This is a genomic window from Arthrobacter sp. 05T410, from assembly GCF_056396505.1.
This window is the reverse complement of record NZ_JBFTLP010000018.1, coordinates 58,012-78,644: the sequence shown is the minus strand read 5'-3', so window position 1 is coordinate 78,644 and position 20,633 is coordinate 58,012. Positions and strand designations below refer to the sequence as shown.

Annotated in this window: 23 protein-coding genes; 8 read left to right on the top strand and 15 right to left on the bottom strand. The window is 67.7% G+C overall.

Features of this window, described 5'->3' with window-relative positions; all coding sequences use genetic code 11:
* The 6 genes from AC1DFR_RS17795 to fabF form a co-directional block, all read left to right on the top strand.
* On the top strand, positions 1 to 1,467 hold a 1,467-nt coding region (locus tag AC1DFR_RS17795; RefSeq protein ID WP_476874058.1), incomplete at its 5' end, for a transketolase-like TK C-terminal-containing protein.
* 215 nt (positions 1,468 to 1,682) lie between these two features.
* On the top strand, positions 1,683 to 2,927 hold the full coding sequence (locus AC1DFR_RS17790; protein ID WP_018773431.1) for a PucR family transcriptional regulator: 1,245 nt from the start codon (positions 1,683 to 1,685) through the stop codon (positions 2,925 to 2,927).
* Positions 2,928 to 3,014: 87 nt separating this feature from the next.
* On the top strand, positions 3,015 to 3,944 hold the full coding sequence (locus tag AC1DFR_RS17785; RefSeq protein ID WP_476874057.1) for an ACP S-malonyltransferase: 930 nt from the start codon (positions 3,015 to 3,017) through the stop codon (positions 3,942 to 3,944).
* A complete protein-coding gene (locus AC1DFR_RS17780) occupies positions 3,941 to 5,002 on the top strand; it encodes a beta-ketoacyl-ACP synthase III (protein WP_026537071.1) in 1,062 nt (353 codons plus the stop codon). Before AC1DFR_RS17785 ends, AC1DFR_RS17780 begins: the two co-directional genes overlap by 4 nt.
* A gap of 202 nt (positions 5,003 to 5,204) precedes the next feature.
* The gene (locus AC1DFR_RS17775; protein WP_018773434.1) at positions 5,205 to 5,450 is read left to right on the top strand and encodes an acyl carrier protein; all 246 of its coding nucleotides are present in this window, start codon (positions 5,205 to 5,207) and stop codon (positions 5,448 to 5,450) included.
* Positions 5,451 to 5,626: 176 nt separating this feature from the next.
* Positions 5,627 to 6,862: a beta-ketoacyl-ACP synthase II gene (fabF, locus tag AC1DFR_RS17770; RefSeq protein WP_476874056.1), complete on the top strand. Its 1,236-nt coding sequence runs from the start codon at positions 5,627 to 5,629 to the stop codon at positions 6,860 to 6,862.
* 131 nt (positions 6,863 to 6,993) lie between these two features.
* Here the strand turns inward: fabF and AC1DFR_RS17765 are convergent, their stop codons facing one another.
* From AC1DFR_RS17765 to AC1DFR_RS17745, 5 genes are all read right to left on the bottom strand, one after another.
* A complete protein-coding gene (locus AC1DFR_RS17765) occupies positions 6,994 to 7,497 on the bottom strand; it encodes a DUF3145 domain-containing protein (protein WP_026266435.1) in 504 nt (167 codons plus the stop codon).
* Between the two features lie 381 nt (positions 7,498 to 7,878).
* Complete coding sequence (locus tag AC1DFR_RS17760) at positions 7,879 to 8,859, bottom strand: tyrosine recombinase XerC (protein WP_476874055.1); 981 nt, start codon at positions 8,857 to 8,859, stop codon at positions 7,879 to 7,881.
* Positions 8,860 to 8,907: 48 nt separating this feature from the next.
* Entirely contained in the window at positions 8,908 to 10,095 is a 1,188-nt protein-coding gene (dprA, locus tag AC1DFR_RS17755) for a DNA-processing protein DprA (protein WP_476874054.1), read from the bottom strand.
* 45 nt (positions 10,096 to 10,140) lie between these two features.
* Complete coding sequence (locus AC1DFR_RS17750; RefSeq protein ID WP_476874053.1) at positions 10,141 to 11,688, bottom strand: YifB family Mg chelatase-like AAA ATPase; 1,548 nt, start codon at positions 11,686 to 11,688, stop codon at positions 10,141 to 10,143.
* Positions 11,689 to 12,045, bottom strand: coding sequence for a YraN family protein (locus tag AC1DFR_RS17745; RefSeq protein WP_230012585.1), 357 nt, complete (start codon positions 12,043 to 12,045; stop codon positions 11,689 to 11,691).
* A 171-nt stretch (positions 12,046 to 12,216) separates the two neighbouring features.
* Here AC1DFR_RS17745 and AC1DFR_RS17740 point away from each other — a divergent pair, with 171 nt between their 5' ends.
* Both AC1DFR_RS17740 and AC1DFR_RS17735 read left to right on the top strand, forming a co-directional pair.
* On the top strand, positions 12,217 to 12,639 hold the full coding sequence (locus AC1DFR_RS17740) for an HAD domain-containing protein (protein WP_476874052.1): 423 nt from the start codon (positions 12,217 to 12,219) through the stop codon (positions 12,637 to 12,639).
* A 431-nt stretch (positions 12,640 to 13,070) separates the two neighbouring features.
* Positions 13,071 to 14,000 carry a transglycosylase domain-containing protein gene (locus tag AC1DFR_RS17735; protein WP_476874051.1) on the top strand — a complete coding sequence of 310 codons (930 nt, stop codon included), beginning with the start codon at positions 13,071 to 13,073 and terminating at the stop codon, positions 13,998 to 14,000.
* A gap of 10 nt (positions 14,001 to 14,010) precedes the next feature.
* Here AC1DFR_RS17735 and AC1DFR_RS17730 read toward each other — a convergent pair whose 3' ends face one another.
* The 10 genes from AC1DFR_RS17730 to AC1DFR_RS17685 all read right to left on the bottom strand — a co-directional run bounded on the left by AC1DFR_RS17730 (position 14,011) and on the right by AC1DFR_RS17685 (position 20,394).
* Positions 14,011 to 14,337 carry a DUF2469 domain-containing protein gene (locus tag AC1DFR_RS17730; protein ID WP_018773443.1) on the bottom strand — a complete coding sequence of 109 codons (327 nt, stop codon included), beginning with the start codon at positions 14,335 to 14,337 and terminating at the stop codon, positions 14,011 to 14,013.
* 77 nt (positions 14,338 to 14,414) lie between these two features.
* Positions 14,415 to 15,080, bottom strand: a complete 666-nt coding sequence (locus AC1DFR_RS17725; RefSeq protein WP_223916524.1) for a ribonuclease HII — start codon at positions 15,078 to 15,080, stop codon at positions 14,415 to 14,417.
* A gap of 10 nt (positions 15,081 to 15,090) precedes the next feature.
* Positions 15,091 to 16,101: a signal peptidase I gene (gene lepB, locus AC1DFR_RS17720; RefSeq protein ID WP_476874050.1), complete on the bottom strand. Its 1,011-nt coding sequence runs from the start codon at positions 16,099 to 16,101 to the stop codon at positions 15,091 to 15,093.
* Positions 16,102 to 16,782: a signal peptidase I gene (gene lepB / locus AC1DFR_RS17715; protein WP_079554792.1), complete on the bottom strand. Its 681-nt coding sequence runs from the start codon at positions 16,780 to 16,782 to the stop codon at positions 16,102 to 16,104. It lies immediately after the preceding gene.
* Positions 16,783 to 16,913: 131 nt separating this feature from the next.
* Positions 16,914 to 17,273: a 50S ribosomal protein L19 gene (gene rplS, locus AC1DFR_RS17710; protein WP_018773447.1), complete on the bottom strand. Its 360-nt coding sequence runs from the start codon at positions 17,271 to 17,273 to the stop codon at positions 16,914 to 16,916.
* 235 nt (positions 17,274 to 17,508) lie between these two features.
* A complete protein-coding gene (gene trmD / locus AC1DFR_RS17705) occupies positions 17,509 to 18,372 on the bottom strand; it encodes a tRNA (guanosine(37)-N1)-methyltransferase TrmD (RefSeq protein ID WP_476874049.1) in 864 nt (287 codons plus the stop codon).
* Positions 18,373 to 18,945, bottom strand: a complete 573-nt coding sequence (rimM, locus tag AC1DFR_RS17700) for a ribosome maturation factor RimM (RefSeq protein WP_476874048.1) — start codon at positions 18,943 to 18,945, stop codon at positions 18,373 to 18,375.
* 123 nt (positions 18,946 to 19,068) lie between these two features.
* A complete protein-coding gene (locus tag AC1DFR_RS17695; RefSeq protein WP_018773450.1) occupies positions 19,069 to 19,311 on the bottom strand; it encodes an RNA-binding protein in 243 nt (80 codons plus the stop codon).
* A 1-nt stretch (position 19,312) separates the two neighbouring features.
* Positions 19,313 to 19,738 (bottom strand): 30S ribosomal protein S16, encoded by a 426-nt coding sequence (gene rpsP, locus AC1DFR_RS17690; protein WP_026266438.1) that lies wholly within the window; start codon positions 19,736 to 19,738, stop codon positions 19,313 to 19,315.
* A 218-nt stretch (positions 19,739 to 19,956) separates the two neighbouring features.
* Entirely contained in the window at positions 19,957 to 20,394 is a 438-nt protein-coding gene (locus tag AC1DFR_RS17685) for a hypothetical protein (protein ID WP_476874047.1), read from the bottom strand.
* Between the last annotated feature and the right edge of the window lie 239 nt (positions 20,395 to 20,633).

Sequence of the window (20,633 nt, the reverse complement as noted above, 5' to 3'; positions counted from 1 at the left end):
CGCGACCACCTGCGCATCCCGATCACGGACGACCAGCTCGAAGCGGACCTCTACCGGCCGCCGTACTACCACCCCGGCATGGACTCCCCGGAGATCCAGTACCTGATGGACCGCCGCAAGCAACTCGGCGGCTTCGTCCCCGAGCGGCGCTCCAAGCACGCCGACGTCACCCTCCCGGACGAGAAGGTCTACGAAGTCGCCAACCGCGGCTCCGGCAAGCAGCACGCCGCCACCACCATGGCGTTCGTCCGCCTGCTCAAGGACCTCATGCGGGACAAGGAGTTCGGCAAGCGGATTGTGCCGATCATCCCCGATGAGGCACGCACCTTCGGCATGGACGCGTTCTTCCCGACGGCGAAGATCTACAACCCGAACGGCCAGAACTACCTTTCCGTGGACCGCGAGCTCGTCCTGGCGTACAAGGAGTCCATCTCCGGCCAGATCGTGCACGCCGGCATCAACGAGGCCGGGTCCGTGGCAGCCTTCACCGCCGCCGGAACGTCCTACGCCACCCACGGCGAACCGCTCATCCCGGTCTACGTCTTCTACTCGATGTTCGGCTTCCAGCGCACCGGCGATTCCTTCTGGGCGGCCGCCGACCAGATGACCCGCGGGTTCATCATCGGCGCCACGGCAGGCCGGACCACGCTGACCGGCGAAGGCCTGCAGCATGCCGACGGGCACTCCCCCATGCTGGCGGCAACCAACCCGGCCGTCATCACCTACGACCCGGCATACGGCTACGAGATGGGCGTCATCATGCGTGACGGCCTCAACCGGATGTACGGCCCGGGCGAAGCCGGGAAGGAAATTGCCGACAACGATCCGTCGCGGAACGTGATGTACTACATCACTGTCTACAACGAGCCGATCGTGCAGCCGCCCGCACCGGCGGAACTCGATGTCGAGGGCATCATCAAGGGCATCTACCTGCTGGCGCCGGCCAAGATTGACGGCCCGCGCACGCAGATCCTTGCCTCGGGCGTGTCGGTTCCCTGGGCCCTCGAAGCCCAGCGGGTCCTCGCCGAGGACTGGGGCGTCTCGGCGGATGTCTGGTCCGTGACCTCCTGGACCGAACTGCGCCGCGACGCCATGGCCGCCGAGGAAGACTCCTTCCTCAACCCCGGCCAGCCCGCCCGCGTCCCGTTCGTGACCCAGCAGCTCGCCGGCGCCACCGGCCCCATCGTGGCGGTCACTGACTACATGAAGGCCGTGCCGGACCAGATCCGCCAGTTCCTGCCGAACGAGTTTGCCTCGCTCGGCGCGGACGGCTTCGGCTTCTCGGACACCCGCGCCGCGGCACGCCGCTTCTTCAAGAACGACATCCACTCGGTTGTGGTCCGTTCCCTTCAGATGCTGGCCCGCCGGGGCGAAGTGGATGCCCAGGCACCTGCCCAGGCCATCGAGAAGTACCGCCTGCACAACGTGAACGCCGGCACCACCGGCAACGCGGGCGGCGACTCCTAACCGCGCCTCAGCGCAAGAGCGAACGTTCGACGGCGGCTCCCACCGAAAGGTGGGGGCCGCCGTCGGGCGTTTAACCGCCCCGCCTCCCTCCGGCCTCCCTCGGGCCTCCCTCCGGGGGCGCTCTGGACTCCCGCGGGCCGCTGTGATGCAGGACAAGGGCAGTTGTAGCCTTCGCACAAATGGAGCTTGGGCGGCCCGCCCCGTATGCTCAATGCATGGCAGAGCCGATCACCACTCCCGAAAAACGCAAGCCGAGCTCGAGGGCGATGACTCCGGAGAAAGCCGAAACCCTCAAGAAGCTCCGGGCCAGCGTGGGCCAGCTGTCGACGACGACGCTGCGCCAGTTGGAGAAGTCCCTGCCGTGGTACGGCCGGCTGAACTCGGATGAACGTTCCGCCCTGGGCATGGTGGCCCAGAACGGCATCGCGGCTTTCGTCACCTGGTACGAACGGCCAAGTTCGCCGTCGTGGATCCTCTCCGACGTCTTCGGCACCGCGCCCACCGAACTGACCCGCTCCATCAGCCTGCAGAAGGCGCTCCAGCTGATCCGGATCGTGGTGGAAGTCGTCGAGGACCAGGTCCCGGTGATCGCCCCGGAAGCGGACCAGGGGGCCCTCCGGGAGGCCGTGCTGCGCTACTCGCGGGAGGTCGCGTTCGCGGCCGCCGACGTCTATGCCCGCGCCGCGGAATCCCGCGGCTCCTGGGATACCCGGCTGGAAGCCCTGATTGTCGATGCCATCCTCCGTGGCGAAAATACCGACGCGCTGCGGTCCAGGATCGCGGCCCTGGGCTGGAAAGCACAGGAGCGCTTCACGGTCATGGTCGGGAATTCCCCGTCCGAGCCAAGCGCCAGCTACGTCAGCGAGCTGCGGCGCACGGCGGGGCGCTTCGCCGAGGACGCCCTTGTGGGGATCCAGGGCGACCGCCTCATCCTGATCCTGGGCGGGGTCCACGACCGGGAGACCGCATACCTGAAACTCAGCGAACTCTTTGCCCCCGGCCCGGTGGTCTACGGCCCGGAGGCCGGGTCCCTCCTCGAGGCCAGCGGCTCCGCCCAGTCCGCCTTTGCCGGCCTCACCGCGGCCCGCGCGTGGCCTTCCGCGCCGCGCCCGGTGGCGGCCGATGACCTGCTCCCGGAGCGGGTGATCTCCGGCGACGACGCCGCTCGCCGCTCGCTGGTCAAAAACATCTACCGCCCGCTTCTGGCCGCCTCCAACGGGCTGGTGGAGACCCTCGGCACGTACCTCGAACTGGGCCATTCACTCGAGGCCACGGCCCGGGAACTCTTCGTCCATGCCAACACAGTGCGCTACCGGCTCAAGCGCGTCTGCGACGTCACCGGCTGGGATCCGCTGCTGCCGCGGGAGGCGTTCGTGCTCCAGACCGCCCTCGTCGTGGGCCGGCTTTCTGCCCCGCCGAAGGCCCCCACGGAGCGGCAACCTCCCCGCAACGGCTCCTGAACCGTTGTAGACTTCCTACAAACTGACCCAGTGAGCTTGGTGCATGAAAACACGAATGTTCACGCGGTAATTTGGAAAGCTGGTTACGTGCTTGCAATCGTTTGCCCTGGACAGGGCTCCCAGACCCCTGGTTTTCTGGCCCCTTGGCTGGAACTGCCACCCGTCGCAGGCCTCCTGGCCTCCCTCAGCGAAATAGCAGGCATCGACCTCACCGCCCACGGCACCACCTCCGATGAGGAGACCATCAAGGACACCGCAGTCGCGCAGCCCCTGATCGTTGCTGCGGGCCTGGTGACGGCGAAGTCGCTGTTCGACGTCGAACTCGGCACGCTTCCCGTCATCCTTGCCGGCCACTCCGTCGGCGAAATCACCGCGGCTTCCCTCGCCGGTGTCCTGTCGGAATCCGAAGCCATGACGTTTGTCCGCGAACGCGCCAACAGCATGGCAGCCGCTGCCGCCGCCACCCCGACCGGCATGAGTGCCGTCGTGGGCGGCGACCCCGCGGAGGTCCTGGCAGCCATTGCTGCCGCCGGGGCCACGGCCGCCAACGTCAACGGGGCTGGCCAGACCGTCGCCGCAGGCACCCTGGAGCAGCTGAAGGCCCTGGCGGAGAACCCGCCGGCCAAGGCCCGGGTTATTCCGCTGAAGGTCGCGGGCGCGTTCCACACCTCGCATATGGCCCCCGCGGGCGCGGCCCTGCAGGCCCTGCGTCCGTCGCTGCACCCGAAGGACCCGCAGGTGCCGTTGCTGTCCAACTTCGACGGCGCGGAAGTCACCGACGGCGCCGCCGCCGTCGACAGCCTGATCGCCCAGGTCTCCCGGCCGGTCCGCTGGGACCAGTGCATGGAGACGATGGTGCAGCGCGGGGTGACCGGCGCGATCGAGCTGGCTCCCGCCGGAACACTGGCGGGCCTGGCCAAGCGCGGCATGCCCGGCGTCAAGACAGTCACCGTCAAGACCCCGGACGATCTTTCCGCGGCCCTGGCCCTATTTGCAGAACTGGAGGGAGGGGCATGAGCGTTCCCACTCTGAAGCAGGCACCGGTGCAGGCCAACACCCGCATCATGGGTATCGGGGCTTACCGGCCCAGCGTGATCGTGACCAACGAGGACGTGTGCCAGTGGATCGATTCCTCGGATGAGTGGATCCGCCAGCGCACGGGCATCATCACCCGGCACCGCGCGCCCGCCGATGTCAGCGTGATTGACATGGCTGAGGGCGCCGCACGTGAAGCACTGCAGAAGGCCGGCATCGAGGCCTCCCAGCTCGGCGCCGTGATCGTTTCCACGGTTACCCACCCGTATGCGACCCCGTCCGCCGCAGCGAGCCTCGCCGACCGCCTCGGCGCGACGCCGGCCCCGGCCTTCGACATCTCCGCGGCATGCGCCGGCTACTGCTACGGCATCGCCCAGGGCGACGCCCTGGTGCGTTCCGGCGCGGCCTCCTACGTCCTGGTGGTCGGTGCCGAGAAGCTCTCCGACGTCATCGACAACACGGAACGGACCATCTCCTTCCTGCTTGGCGACGGCGCGGGCGCAGTCGTGATCGGCCCCTCTGACACGCCCGGCATCGGCCCCTCGGTGTGGGGTTCGGACGGCAGCAAGTGGGATGCCATCGGCATGACCCACTCCATGCTGGACATCCGCGAGCTCGCCCTGACCGGCAAGCACGGCGCCGCCGTCAGCGATGAGGAAGCGGCCGTGACCGACGCTTCCCTGTGGCCGACCCTGCGCCAGGACGGCCAGACTGTCTTCCGCTGGGCCGTGTGGGAGATGGCCAAGGTGGCCCAGCAGGCCCTGGACGCAGCCGGCATCCGGTCCGAGGACCTCGCCGCGTTCATCCCGCACCAGGCCAACATGCGCATCATCGACGAGATGGCCAAGAAGCTGCAGCTGCCCGAGACTGTCAAGATCGCCCGCGACATCGCCGACGCCGGAAATACGTCGGCGGCGTCCATCCCCCTGGCCACCCACCGCCTGCTTGAGGAAAACCCCGAGCTCAGCGGCGGGCTGGCGCTGCAGATCGGCTTCGGAGCCGGTCTGGTCTTCGGCGCCCAGGTGGTCGTGCTTCCTTAGGCAGCCACCGCTTTTCCGACCTAAATACGTTCCACCCGTTTCACCCTTGCACCGCATGTCCTTCACTTTCAGGGCCCGCCCCGCATGCTGTGCTCGCAAGCATTCCCGCACCAAGCCGAACCCTCGGTTTGAATCATTTCCGCCCTTAGGCTGCCGGCATTCCACCGGCAGCCGAGGGCAACAACCAGAAAAGGAGCCATCAATGGCTAGCAACGAAGAAATCCTGGCCGGCCTGGCTGAAATCGTCAACGAAGAGACCGGCCTGGCCACGGAGGCTGTCGAAATGGACAAGTCCTTCACCGAGGATCTGGACATCGACTCCATCTCGATGATGACGATCGTGGTCAACGCCGAAGAGAAGTTCGGCGTCCGCATCCCGGACGAAGAGGTCAAGAACCTCAAGACCGTCGGCGACGCCGTCAGCTTCATCGCCAACGCCCAGGCCTAGTCTGGCTTCCGCCAGTATCGGCGGACCCGGTGTCCGGTCCGGGCGCTGCAGCAGCGCCCGGACCGGACCACCAGCAGCACCACGAAATGCACCACCCGAAAGTTTTCCCCTCGCAGGCCCCGGCCATCCCGTTCGCGGTTCCGGATACGGCAGGCGCACCGACAGAGAGTGATCCCATGGCACGCAAAGTAGTCATTACCGGTCTGGGTGCCACCACACCCATCGGCGGCGATGTCCCCACGATGTGGAAGAACGCGCTCAAGGGCGTCTCCGGCGCGCACACGCTCGAGGACGACTGGGTGGCCAAGTACGAGCTGCCCGTCCACTTCGCTGCACGCGCCTCCACCCCTGCCCTGGACGTCCTGACCCGGGTCGAGGCCAAGCGCATGGACCCGTCCACCCAGTTCGCCGTGGTCGCATCCCGTGAGGCGTGGGCCGACTCCGGCATCACCGAAATCGACCACGACCGCCTGGCGGTGGCCTTCGCGACCGGCATCGGCGGCGTCTGGACCCTCCTGGATGCCTGGGACACCCTGCGCGAAAAGGGTCCCCGCCGCGTCCTGCCCATGACCGTGCCCATGCTGATGCCCAACGGCCCGGCCGCCGCGGTAAGCCTGGACCTGGGTGCCCGCGCCGGCGCCCACACCCCCGTTTCCGCCTGCGCGTCCGGCACCGAGGCCGTCCACGTGGGCCTGGACCTCATCCGCGCCGGCAAGGCCGACGTCGTCGTGTGCGGCGGCGCCGAAGCCGCCATTCACCCGATGCCGATCGCCGCCTTTGCCTCCATGCAGGCCCTCTCAGGCCGCAACGACGATCCCGAGCACGCCTCACGCCCCTACGACCGTGACCGCGACGGCTTCGTCATGGGCGAGGGCGCCGGCGCCCTGGTGCTCGAGGCCGAGGAACACGCCCTGGCCCGCGGCGCCCGGATCTACGCCGAACTGGCGGGCACCTCGGTCACCGCCGACGCCTACCACATCACCGCCCCGGACCCCCAGGGCCTGGGCGCCACCCGCGCGCTGAAGGCTGCGATGTTCGATGGCCGCATCCAGCCCGAAGACATCGTCCACGTCAACGCGCACGCCACCTCCACCCCGGTCGGCGACAAGCCCGAGTACGCGGCCCTCAAGGCCGCCCTGGGCAAGCACGTGGACTCGGTAGCGGTCTCGGCCACAAAGTCCCAGATGGGGCACCTGCTCGGCGCCTCCGGTGCCGTGGAGGCCGTGCTGACCGTCATGGCCATCTACGACCGCAAGGCGCCGGTGACCATCAACCTTGAGAACCAGGATCCGGAAATCCCGCTCGACGTCGTCACGACCGCCCGCGACCTGCCGGCCGGCAGCATCGCCGCGCTGAGCAACTCGTTCGGCTTCGGCGGCCACAACGCCGTGATCGCGGTACGCAGCGTCTAGCTGCACGACCAGCAGCACGCCCGCAGCACGCCGGGACGGCAGATGGCGGCAATGTTCTTCGTGAACATTGCCGCCATCTGCCTTTTGGCGCCTAGCTATGGAATTGCTGCGGTGGTGCGCCCGGTGAGGCCCTAGCCGACCTGGTGGAGCCAGCGCACGGGGGCGCCTTCGGCGGCGTGCCGGAACGGCTCGAGTTCCTCGTCCCAGGCCTCGCCCAGGGCGAGCGAGAGCTCGTGGTAGACGGCCGACGGGTCGCCGGCGCCGGATTCGTAGGCGTAACGGATGCGGTCCTCGGACACCATGATGTTGCCGTGGACGTCAGTGGTGGCGTGGAAGATCCCGAGCTCCGGGGTGTGCGACCAGCGGCCGCCGTCGACTCCCTGGCTCGGCTCCTCAGTGACTTCATAGCGCAGGTGCGCCCAGCCTCGCAGAGCGGACGCCAATTGAGCCCCCGTGCCCGGCGTTCCGGTCCACGACAGCTCGGCCCGGAACATTCCGGGCGCGGCAGGCTGAGCGGTCCACTCCAGGTCCGTCCGCTTGTCCACGACAGACCCTATGGCCCACTCGACGTGGGGGCACAAGGCAGTCGGGGCCGAGTGAACGAACAACACACCTCGGGTCAGTGCAACAGACATTCCATCCTCCATAGCTGTAGGTACGTCTTCCCCAACGACCTGTGCCTGGATGTCTGTCTGTTGCGCGGATCCGAATTTATGCCGGCGGTCCCTGCCAGACTACTAATATACAGCCGGTTTCAAAGCTGGGACGTGGTGCATTCCAGCTTCAAGTTCAACTTGAAACTTCCCGGGCGTGAGTTTTATTCTGCCCTACCCCTCCTAATTACGCCAGTGCGATTCGGCGCGTCTTTTCCGGCGCGCCGTGCATGCTTCGGCAGTCCCGCAGGTGGACCCTGGTCCGCTTGGCCCTAGGCAGGTATGCGGGCGAAATCCCGTGCAGGAATGCGGGCCGAATTGTGTGCCTTTTCCGGCCGGCCGGACGCGCCGGACCGGTAATCCTCAGGCCCGGGGGTGCGCCTGCTGGTAGCTCTGCCGGAGCCTCTCAACGGACACGTGGGTGTAGATCTGGGTGGTGGCAAGGCTGCTGTGCCCCAGGATTTCCTGCACGGCGCGCAGATCCGCCCCGCCGTCGAGCAGGTGGGTCGCTGCGGAGTGCCGCAGGGCGTGCGGCCCGGTGGCGGCGGTGTCTCCCAGCCGTTCCAGCATCTCCTTGACCACGCTGCGGATCTGGCGCTGGTCCACTCTTCCGCCGCGCGCGCCCAGGAAGAGCGCCGGGCCGCTGGTCCCGGTGGCGAGGGCCGGCCGGCCGCGGCGGAGCCAGTCGTCGACGGCGAGCGCCGCCGGCAGCCCGTAGGGCACCGTGCGTTCCTTGTTGCCCTTGCCAAGCACCCGGAGCGTCCTGCGGTCCGGGTCGAGGTCGTCGACGTCCATGCCGGCCAGCTCGCCAACCCGGACACCGGTTGCGTAGAGCAGCTCCACCATGGCACGGTTGCGCAAGGCCAGCGGTTCCCCCTCGGCCGAGGCGGATTCGGCGTCGTCCACGAGCCGCCGGACCTGTTGCTGGTGCAAGACGCCGGGCAGGGACTTCTCCCGCTTTGGCGCCTTGAGCCGCAGGGCGGGGTCGGCTTCGATCAGCTCCTCACGGACAGCCCAGGCGGTGAAGGCTCTGGCGGTGGCGGCGCGGCGGGCCAGGGTGGCGCGGGACTTCCCGGACTCGCTCTGGGCACCAAGCCAGCGCCGCAGGGTCCCGAGCTCCAGCCCGGCAAGGTCGTGGACGCCCTCGGTTGCGGCGTGCGCGAGCAGGCTTTCGACATCAGAGAGATAGGCCCGCACGGTATGGGCGGACCGGCCCCGCTCCGCTTCCAGGTAGCGGCCGAAGCGTGCGGCGACGAGCCGGATACCGCCGTCGAGCGCGGCGGGCGAGGCAGCGGGGGGATCCTGTGTAGACACCCTCTTACTCTGGCAGTATTCCCCCGGCATTCAAGGAGCCGGTCGGCGAGCCGCTTCTTCCCGGTGAAGCAACCCATCTCAGTCCGCCTTCCCTGAGCGTTTCCAGCCGCCGTGCCGGGATTCGGCCAGCCCCAGCAGCCCGAGCCGGCCAAGACCCGCGCGGACCGAGTCCGGGCTCAGCCCGGCCACCGCGGCCAACTTCTCAACCGAGGTGGTGGTCCGCAGCGGCAGGGCATCGAGCAGGATCAGGTCCTCCAGGGTCAGGCCATCGTGGGCCTCGGACCGGCCTGCCTTGTCCGGGGGCATCGCCTCGCCGCTCGGGGAGGCGAGCTCGGCGATCTCCCCGGCATCCGTGACGCATACCGCGCCGCCTTCACGGAGAAGCCGGTGGCAGCCGGCGGAGTTGGCGCTGTGGATGGATCCGGGCACGGCGCCCACGGCCCTGCCCAGGCTCTCGGCATGGTGGGCCGTGTTGAGGGCGCCGGAGCGCCACCGGGCCTCGACCACGACCGTGACGGAGGCCAACGCCGCAATGAGCCGGTTCCGCTGCAGGAACCGGTAGCGGGTGGGAGCGGACCCGGGCGGCACCTCGGCCAGGACCGCGCCGCGGTTCGCCACGGTCCGCAGAAGGTCCTCATTGCCGGCGGGGTAGAAGCGGTCCACTCCCCCGGCCATGACGGCAATGGTGGGCACGCCGCCCGCGCTTCCGGCCAGGGCCGCCCTGTGGGCGTGGGCATCAATCCCGTAGGCCCCGCCGGAGACGATCGTGAAGCCGCGCTGGGCCAGCGAGTAGGCGAGGTCGCCCGTCACCGATGCCCCGTAGCTGGTGCTGTCCCGGGAGCCCACGAGGGCTACGGACCGGGCCGCCGGGGGCAGCTCCTGTTCCACGCCGCGCCACCACAGGCACAGGGGCTCCTGCAGTCCGAGGTCCGCCAGCTGCCGCGGCCACAAGTCATCCGTGGGAATGATGAGGCGTCCGCCGAGCCGGTTCATGGTGGCCAGGTCCCGCTCCGGGGCGAGGTCGGGCACGCGCGGGGCCCAACGCTTCAGCGCCTCGCTGAGCCCGGACCAGCCGCTGCCGCACCCGCTGTCCGCCAGGATTCCGGTGATCTCCTGTTCGAGCCCGGGACCGGCGGCCAGCGCGCCGCTGGCAATCCGCAGGGCGTCCTGCGCCCCCACTGCCTGGACCAGTGCCAGGGCCGCCGCGTCCTGCGGCTCGAACAGGCGAGCCAGGGCGGCGCGGGCTGTTCGTTCGTCATCAATCATGGTGGTTCCTTTCGCACGGCTGGGGTGGGCTTCGTGCCGGCAGGCTCAGGGTGAGACCGCGGCGGCCTGCCGGAGGCCCAGCGCCTGCCCGACGTCGTCTGCGTCCGGGACGTCGTGCCGGGACAGGTCCGCAAGGGTCCATGCGAGGCGCAGTACGCGGTCGTAGCCGCGGGCGGTCAGCACTCCGCGCTCCAGTGCGTAGTCCAGGATGCGGGTGGTGGGGGCATCGAGCCGCAGGGACCCGCGCAGCAGCCGCCCCGGCACCTGCGCGTTGGTTTCCATCCCGAATGGCAGCAACCGGTCCAGCTGGCGGGTCCGGGCCGCCCGGACCCTTTCCGCGATGCTGGCTGTTCCTTCCTCGGCCGCAGGTTGGCCGAAACCGGCGAGCGAGACCCGCTCGACTTCGAGCTGGATGTCGACCCTGTCCAGCAGCGGCCCTGACATCCGGGCCTGGTACCGGCGGCGCATGATGGGCGTGCAGATGCAGTCCACTCCTTTGCCCGTTGCCTTGCCGCAGGGACAGGGGTTGGCTGCAAGGACCAGCTGGAACCGCGCGGGATAGGCCGCGGACCCGGCCGAGCGGTGGATGACCAGCTCTCCGCTTTCCAGCGGCTGCCGCAGGGCGTCCAGGACGCCGCGGTCGTACTCCGGGGCCTCATCCAGGAAGAGCACCCCGCGGTGCGCGCGGGATGCCGCCCCGGGCCGCGGCAGCCCGGACCCACCACCGATGATGGCAACCGCCGTCGCGGTGTGGTGCGGGTTCTCGTAGGGCGGGCGGCGCAGCAGCTGCACGGTGCCCGACGGCAGCGAACACAGCGAGTGGATGGCGGTCACCTCCATGGCCTCGGTGTCGCCCAGATCCGGCAGCAGCCCGGGCAGCCGCTCCGCGAGCATGGTCTTCCCGGCACCCGGCGGTCCGGTCAGCAGCAGGTGGTGGGCACCGGCGGCGGCCACTTCCAATGCACGCCGCGCCGCCGCCTGGCCGGAGACATCGCACATGTCCGGCGCCAGGGCGGGACCGGTGCCGGGTTCGGGGTGGCCGGAGTCCTCGGTCTCGGGTTCGAAGTCGAGAGCGAGGTCCTGCGGGTCCGCGCCGCAGTCGAACGCGAGCCGGGCCAGTGTGGCGTAGCCCCGGACCTGCGCGCCGGGGACCAGTTCGGCCTCCGCCACGTTGGCCCGGGCCACGACGACCTCCGGGTAGCCGGCCCGGACCGCGGCCATCACGGCCGGAAGGATACCGCGCACTGGCCGCAACCGGCCGTCCAGGCCGAGCTCGGCGATGAAGACCGTGCGGCCCGTGGGCCTGATGTCGTTCGCCGCCAGCAGCACGGCCATCGCGATGGCGAGGTCGAAGCCCGAACCGCGTTTGGGCAGGGATGCCGGAATGAGGTTGGCCGTGATCTTCCGGCGGCTCAGCGGGATCCCCGAATTCTGCGCCGCCGAGCGGATCCGTTCCTTGGCCTCGTTCAGTGAGGCGTCCGGCAGGCCCAGGATCACGAACGCCGGCAGGGTCTGGCCAATGTCGGCTTCGACCTCCACGATGTAGCCGTTGAGGCCCACGAGGGCGACAGAATAGGTCCGGCCCAAGGCCATCTACCCCACCCCCTTGAGGTGCTCGAGGGCGGGCTCGCCGATGCCGTCGTCGACCACCGCGATCACGTCCACGCGGCACAGCGGCATCCACAGCCCCTGGGCACGGCACCACGCCGCTGCCAGCCGGTGGAGCCTTGCCAGCTTGTCCGCGCCGACAGCCTCAAACGGATGCCCGAAGGCCAGGGATTTCCGGGTTTTCACCTCGGCGATGACCAGCGCGTCGCCGTCGAGCGCGACAATGTCGATCTCACCCTCCGGGCAGCGCCAGTTCCGCTCCACGATCCGCATGCCGTGGGCCTGCAGGAAATCCGCAGCGAGGTCCTCCCCGCGCCGGCCCAGCACATCCTTAGCTCTCATGCCTCCAGCGTGAAGCGCCGCCACGGACGAAGACAGGGCCCACCTCGGCTATGTGGAAAACGTCGCCGGGCTGCAAGAGCACATGCGTGATGAGAAGAGTATCCGCAGCCCGCTCAGCACTGCTGATCGCATAATCAAGGCAGAACGAAACAACTGCAGGAGGAACAAGGAATGAAGGTACTTTTCCTCGACATTGACGGTGTCGTCAACCGCGTTGGTACGAGACAGAGCTTTCGCGGCTTCATGGGCATCGATCCTTTCCTGGCGTCCAAGGTCTGCAAGATCATCTTCGACACGGACGCAGCCGTTGTTCTAACGTCCACATGGCGGCATATCGAAGGCGGCCGTGAAGAAGTCGACCGACACGTTTACAAGACCTTTGACGTTACTCCGACAGCAGACACAGGTTTTCGTGGCGAGGAAGTGAAGATGTGGCTGGACCGGCATCCGGAAGTTACGCGGTATGCAATCGTCGACGATGACACTGACTTCTATGCCGATCAGCCCTTGTTCAAAACGAGCTGGCAAACGGGAATCTCCAACGAGGTTGCGCAGCAGGTAACCGAATTTCTCAACAGTGGAGATAACCCATGAGTGCACATCTACCAACGTTGGGACACTTCGCCGCAACGCCTGCCGACGGCCCCGGATCTGGGCGGATCCCGGGCGGCCACTTCCGGCGATCAAATCCGTGGCGGCATTGACAGGACGTGTTGATGGGATTGTCAGGTAACGAAACGTAGCCAATGCCCGCACGGCCCACCTAGGCTTTTCCCAACCCCCTCGAATTCCGCGGGGCGTCCGTAGTCTCTCCTGAGGATCGGCCAAAGGATCGGCGTATGGAATATCGAGCGGCCCAGCCGCTGGGAACGCAGCAGCTTACGGAACCAGGTCCGCCCGGCAGGCAGGCGGGCCCCAGCTGGCCCCCACCAGCGCGTCCTGAGACCGAGACCGCACCAGCGCGGCCCGAGCCAGGATCCTGGCCCCTACCAGCGCAGACTGAGCCAGGATCCGGGCCCGCGCCAGTGCGGTCAGAGCCAGGCCCCGCTCCAGAGCCCGAGCCGGCGGATCCAGCGGTAAAACGCAAGCACCCGGTCCGGCGTCTGCTCGCCAGGATCTTCAAGTTCGCCCTCGCCATGGTGGTCATCACAGAGCTGGCCGCCGTCTCCTTCATCTGGTTCGCTCCCCCGCGCACTGCCTACATGCTGCAGACCGGCGGCCCGATCGCCTACCAGTACGTGTCCCTGAACCACATCAGCCGCTATGTCATCGCCGCGGCCGTCGCCCACGAGGACCAACAGCTGGGAACGCGTGTTGGCGCGTTCTCCGTCGATGAGTTCCGGGACAGGGCAGTCGCCTACCTGCAGGGCAAGGATGACCCGAGCGGTTCCACGGTCCCGCAGCAGCTGGTCAAGAACATCTTCCTGTGGCCTGATACGAATGCCCTGAGGAAGGGGCTGGAGGCCGGGCTTGCGACCGAGTTCAGCCTCACCCTGACCCCGCAACGGATCATGGAGCTGTATCTGAACTACGCGCAGTTCGGCCCGAGGCTGTACGGCATCTGCGCGGCGAGCTGGTACTACTTCGACGAACCCCCGTGGAACATGTCCGAGTATCAGGCCGCGCAATTGATGGGGGTCCTGCCACTGCCCACACTCGTCACCCGGGCGGCGGGAGGCGGCATCTATCTGGGCCCGGGGGTCCACCCCAAAGTGTGGGACTACGTCAACGGTGCGGCCAACGTGTGGGTCCCCAAGCAGATCGGGGGGCTCGGCGGATGGAAGGCGGCCGTCGCAACCATCGGCATCGGCGACACGGCGTCCGACCACGCGGCCGAGCGGGGATCCGCGAACACGGATGGCTGCGGTTCGTATCCGGAGAGTGTGCTGGACCTGCTACGGCAGCAGGGCATTGCCCTGGACCGCAACGGAAACCCTGCGCCACTCAGGGGCTAGGAAACGATGGTCAGTTGCCCAGGTCCTCGACCTTGGGCAGGGCGAGTTCCTCGCTGCGGGGCAGTTCCTCGACGTTGACGTCCTTGAACGTGATGACGCGGACGCTCTTGACGAACCGGGCGGAGCGGTAGACATCCCACACCCAGGCGTCCTGCAGGGTCAGGTCGAAGTAGACCTCGCCGTCGGCGCTGCGGGCCTGCAGGTCAACATGGTTGGCAAGATAGAAACGCCGCTCGGTCTCGACCACATAGCTGAACAGCCCGACGACGTCGCGGTATTCGCGGTAGAGCTGTAGCTCCATGTCGGTCTCATAGTTTTCAAGGTCCTCGGCACTCATGGTTCCATCTTGCACCATCCGACGCCGGCCGCGCGCCACCGGCCGTCGTGCCCGAGCGGCCAGAACAGCCAGAACAGCTAGAGCAGCTGCCAGCTGACCCGGTGGTACGGCGTGGGACCGGAGGTCCGCAGCGCCTCCTTGTGCGCTGCGGTGCCGTAGCCCTTGTTCACGTCCCAGCCGTAGGCCGGGTACTGGGTGTGCAGCCCGCACATCATCGCATCGCGCTCGACCTTGGCGATGATGCTGGCCGCGGCGACGCTGAGGCACTGCATGTCGGCTTTGACCAGTGTGTGCACCGGGGCATCGCAACCGGGTTCGGCGGGGGCATCGTCAAACAAGGACGGCTGCAGATCCGGCGAGAGCCAGTTGTGGCTGCCGTCCAGCAGGACAACCTCGGGCCTGACGCCGGCGGCGAGCACGGCAAACCAGGCCCGGTTCCCGGCAAGACGGAGCGCCGCGATGATCCCGAGTTCGTCGATCTCGTTCGCGGACGCATGCCCCACGGCGGAGGCGACACTCCAGTCCCGGACCAGCGGCACCAGCCGCTCCCGGTCCGCGACCTTGAGCAGCTTGCTGTCCCGGACATCGGCCAGGAGCTTCTGTTGCTGCAGGTCGACGACGGCGATCCCCACGCTGACGGGACCGGCCAGGGCGCCGCGGCCGACCTCGTCGATGCCCGCGAGGAGCCGAGCGCCGGAGCTGCGGAAGCGGCGTTCGTAGTCGAGGGTGGGGGCTGCTGACATGACGGGCGGATTACTTTCCGGACGGGGCGGGGACGCTGCGGAAGACGTCCGGGTAGTTGTCCAAGGCCGACATCCTGTTCAGCGGCCAAGCGATGACGGCGGCCTTGCCTTCAATGTCGGATTCGTTGACGAAGCCGCCGTTGGTGTCCATATGGGCGCGCGAATCCGCGGAGTGGTTGCGGTTGTCGCCCATGACCCAGACCTTGCCCGCGGGCACGACGACGTCAAAGTCGCGGACCTGGGGAATCTCTGCGGCATTGATGTATTTCTCGTCCAGCGGCGCGCCATTGACGGTGAGCTGTCCGCCGGGGTCGCAGCAGACCACGTGGTCACCCGGGAGCCCGATGACGCGCTTGACCAGGTGCTGTTCGGAGTTGTCCGGCAGCAAACCGACGAACGTCAGCCCGTCCTGCACCCAGGTGAAGGGGCCCTTGGCCTTTGGAGCCGCGGGGGCAAGCCAGCCCTGGCTGTCACGGAACACCACCACGTCCCCGCGCTGGAGCGCCATGGGCTCGGGCACGAGCAGGTTCACGAAGATGCGGTCGTTCACATCGAGGGTGTTGACCATGGATTCGGACGGGATGTAAAAGGCCCGGAACAGGAAGGTCTTGATCAGGAAGGACAGCACAATCGCCACGACGACCACCGTGGCAACCTCCTTGAGCCACAGGAAGAGCGGGCTGCGCCCTTCACGGGCCTTGGCCTTCCTGGCCCGGCGGGAGGTCGGATCGGCGTGGGCGGGGCCGTCGGCCCGCTCCTTCCCGGTCGGCTCAGGCGTGGTCGGCCCAGCCGCGATCGGCTCAGGCGCGGTCGGCCCAGCCGCGGTCGGGGCAGTCTCGATACGGGCAGCCTGGATACGATCAGCGCGCTGCGCACCGGCGCTGTCGTCCTGCGACGCAGGAGCAGGAGCAGGCGCACCAGCCGGTGGATCCGCCGGCTCATCCGCGGGAATCGCCGAGGCGGTAACCCGGGGTCGGTCCTGGCCCTGCGGATCAGGAGTGCGCGGTTCGGTCTCGGGCATCTACTGTCCGTTCGTCGTCGTCGTTGTCGCAGCCGGTTCGGGCCGCGCTACTGCTGCAAATCTATCAAGCGGCCAGATGATCTGTACCGGCCTGCCAATGACGCGTTCCAGCGGCACCATGCCCCCGCCAGGGGCGCCCAGGAGGCTCCGGGAGTCGGCGGACATCGAGCGGTGGTCCCCCATGAGCCAGAGCCGCCCGGCAGGAACCTGGACGGCGAACTTCACATCGCTCGGGGTGTCCCCCGGATACACATACGGTTCCGCAACTTGCTGGCCGTTGACTGTGAGCCGGCCGCCGGCGTCGCAGCAGACCACACGGTCGCCGGGCAGTCCGATGACGCGCTTGACATACGTGGTGTCGCTGCCCGCAAGGCCAAGCCAGCGTCCGGCTTCGGCGAGGGCATCCACCACGGGGCCGTTGCCACTGTTGAGCGGGGCAAAGGAACCGCGGCCGTCAAAGACGACGACGTCGCCCCGGCCCAAGGGCTCAGCTTGGAAGCCGGTCCGCGCCACCACGATCCGGTCCCCCGTGTGCAGGAGCGGCTCCATGGAGGCTGACGGGATGAAGAAGATGTCCACCCACAGGGAGCGGACCACGGCGCTGATGGCCACGGCGAGCACCAGGGCCAACAACGCAAAACGCCAGCCCGGTTTCCTGGGCTGGCGTTTTGGCTGTTCCATGTTCCGTATCCCCTGGCGCTGTCGTGAACTAATGTGCGCTGTTGCGGATAGCTCCGGCGCCGCACTAGCTGACGCACCGGATACGGTCCGTGGATCCGCGGTGGAAGCCTGTCGTGGAAGACGAAAAAGGCTTACTTGGCGGTCTGGAAGTCGCGCTTTTCCTTGATCTTCGCGGCCTTACCACGCAGGTTGCGCATGTAGTAAAGCTTGGCGCGGCGCACGTCACCCTTGGAGACGAGCTCGACCTTATCGATGATCGGGGAGTGCACCGGGAAGGTACGCTCTACGCCGACACCGAAGGAGACCTTGCGGACGGTGAAGGTTTCGCGGACGCCATCGCCCTGGCGGCCAAGGACGAAGCCCTGGAAGACCTGGACGCGGGAGTTCTTGCCTTCGATGATGTTCACGTGAACCTTGATGGTGTCACCCGCGCGGAACTCGGGAACATCGGTGCGCAGCGAGGCTGCATCTACGGAATCGAGGATATGCATTGATCCACTCCTGGTGAACGCCACAGGTCACTCACGTTGGGTTACGGCGGTCAGGGCCGGTGGCATGCGCCGCCCGGAAATTTCCGCCGAAAGTTTGTCAATCCGGCCCTGTCAGGAGTAGACGGGGCCGGGGTGCCGGGCTGTTGGTAGCGCTCCCCCTGTGGCAGGTTCGCAACCCAGCAGGCACAAGGACTAATTTTGCCACATTTTGTGCGGGTTAGCCCAATCCCGGCGGTTAGGCGTCGGGACGGCGCAGCAGGCGGCCGTCGACGACGTCGTACCCCAGGTCGGAGAAGGCCGTACGGTCCGCGCGCGGCAGCTTGCCGGCGTCGAACTCCGCGAGGAGGTCGGGACGGCGTTCGGCGGTGCGCCGGTACTGCTCATGCCGGCGCCACTGGGCGATCTTTCCGTGGTTGCCGCTCAGCAGCACGGCCGGGACGTCGCGGTCCCGCCAGCTGGAGGGCTTGGTGTAGACGGGGTACTCGAGCAGCCCGTCGGAGTGGGATTCCTCGACGAGGGACTCGGGGTTGCCGACGACGCCGGGCAGCAGCCGTCCGATGGCCTCAACCATGGCGAGCACGGCGACCTCGCCGCCGTTGAGGACGTAATCCCCCAGGCTCATCGGGCGCACCGTGAAGTGCTCCGCCGCCCATTCCAGGACCCGCTCATCGATGCCCTCGTACCGGCCGCAGGCGAACACCAGCAGGTCCTCCTCGGCGAGCTGATGGGCGGTGGCCTGGGTGAAGCGCTCCCCCGCCGGCGACGGGACGATCAGGACAGGCTTAGCGGCAGTTTCCTGGCCGGCAGACTCTGGAGTGCCGGGGGTGCCGGCGTCGTCAGGTGCGCCGGCGTCCCCTGCGTCCCCGGACCGCCCGGCGGCCACGGCGGTGAGGGCCTGAGCCCAGGGTTCGGGCTTCATGACCATGCCGGCGCCGCCGCCGTAGGGGGTGTCATCGACCGTGCGGTGCCGGTCGGTGGTGAAGTCCCGCAGGTCATGGACCTTGAGGTCCAGCAGGCCGTCCTGGCGGGCCTTGCCGATCAGCGACAGCTCCAGCGGGGCCAGGTACTCCGGAAAGATGCTGACGACGTCGATTCTCATCTACGCGATGCCCTGCTCTTCGGAGTTCCGGGCCGCGGCACCCTCGGCTTCAGGATTCTCGTCGGTGTTGACCTCGAACAGTCCGGGCGGCGGGGTGACGAGGACGTACTTTTCACCCACGTTGACCTCGGGCACAATCTGTTCGACGAACGGGATCAGGACTTCCTTGCCCTCATCCGTGGTGACCACCAGCAGGTCCTGGACCGGCAGGGTGTGCAGTCCTGAGATTTTGCCGACCACGTTGCTGCCCACCCGGACCTCCAGGCCAACGAGCTCGTGCTCGTACCAGCCCTCGTCGTCGTCCTCGGCGCCGATGTCTTCGGTTTCGATGAACAGCTTGGCGCCGCGCAGGCCCTCGGCCTCGTTGCGGGTCTCGATCTCGTCAAAGGCCAGCAACAGGATGTCCTTGTTCCAGCGGGCGCTGAACACCGTCAGCGGCCCGGCCGAGGCGGGTTCAACGATGAACTGGGTGCCGGCGACAAAACGGTCGCCGGGCGCGTCGGTGAGCACCTGGACGGTCACTTCGCCGCGGATGCCGTGGGGCTTGCCGATTCGTGCCACCTGGAGCTGCATCTGTTCCTCTGTTCGGGGTTGGTGATTCTGTATTCTCTGGTGCGGAATTACGGGAAAACAGTCCGGCCCCTCCACCATTATCTGGTGAAGGGGCCGGACTCAAGACAAGTAGTGCTGAAAGCGTTACCGGCGGCGGTCGGTGTCGACGACGTCGACCCTGACCGGCTCGCCGTCCGCCAGCGCCGCAACCACAGTGCGCAATGCGCGTGCGGTCCGGCCCTGCCGGCCGATCACCCGTCCGAGGTCGTCCTGATGAACGCGCACCTCGAGGGTTTCCCCGCGGCGGTTGTTCTTCGCACTGACCTTGACGTCCTCGGGGCTGTCAACAATCCCGCGGACCAGGTGTTCGAGCGCTTCTGCCAGCAATTTACTCAGCCTCGGTGGTCTCTGCTTCGGCGGCGTCGGCGGGAGCCTCGGCAGCTTCGTCCTTCTTGGCCTTCTTGGTGATGGCTTCCGGGATGATCACGGAACCCTTTTCCGGGGTAACGAAGGCAGCCTTGGGAGCCTTGGTCTTCAAGGTTCCCTCCTGGCCCGGGAGACCCTTGAACTTCTGCCAGTCACCGGTGATCTTCAGGATCGCGGCGACCTGCTCGGACGGCTGTGCGCCGACGCCGAGCCAGTACTGGGCACGGTCCGTGTCGACCTCGATGTACGAGGGCTCTTCGGTCGGGTGGTACTTGCCGATCTCTTCGATAGCACGGCCATCACGCTTGGAGCGTGAGTCCATGACGACGATGCGGTAGTACGGTGCGCGCATCTTACCGAAGCGCTTAAGGCGAATCTTTACGGCCACTTTTGTGGTCACTCCTGTTTCTGAAACGGGGTCGAGCCCGACGTTCTGCACCCGTGGGGCGGGCCGTACTTGGGGGTTCTAAAGGACAAGATCCAGACGCGGAGAGAGGGGCCACGCAGATCGAGTACCTGTTCATTGTGCCAGATCACCGGCAGGATTTCGACTTGACACGTGCCCGGCGCACCAGCGCGCGGCCTGGAAGCGGCCTCGAGGGCCGGTCAGGACGTCCAGACGTAGAGGCCGGACCTGGTGGCGGGGTCGACGCCGGCGGCGAGCTCGGCGATCCGGCGGACGTAGTCCCGGGCCTCTTCGGGGCCGAAGGGCATGTCCTCCTCGGCGGCCCAGTTGGCGGCGACATCCTCCAGGACCTCGCCCTCCCCTTCGGTTTCATAGTTGAGCAGTTCCGCCAGCGTGCGGACCATTGCCGCCGGGACGCCGAGCAGCGAGTCGCTGGCCACGTCGACCATGGCCAGTTCATAGTCCGCGCCCGGGGCGTGCACGGCGACGCCGGCGAGGTCTCCCAGCCGCTCCACCTCGAAATCGCTGATCTCCGGGATGCGGACGGCGCCCGGGGCGGCCGGGCCGCCGCCTTCCAGTGCGCCGGCGCGCTTGAGGGCTTCTTCGTGGGTGGACACAAAGAGTTCGGTGAATCCCATGCAGCTGGTCCTTAGGGTTCGGCGGTCCGCAGACCGCTGTTTTCGGCGTCGCTTCAGCCTAGCCGCTTCAGCACGACCCCGCCCCGCCCGCTGGACATGCCATCCTCTGACCCTGAGCACTGGGCATGTGGCAACTATGTCCATTTCCGGCTGCGAGCAATGGACATGTTCCGACGTCCTGCCTGGAAACAGTGGACATGTCCCTCGCTGGCCCGGGAACCCGACCAAGGCCCGATGGG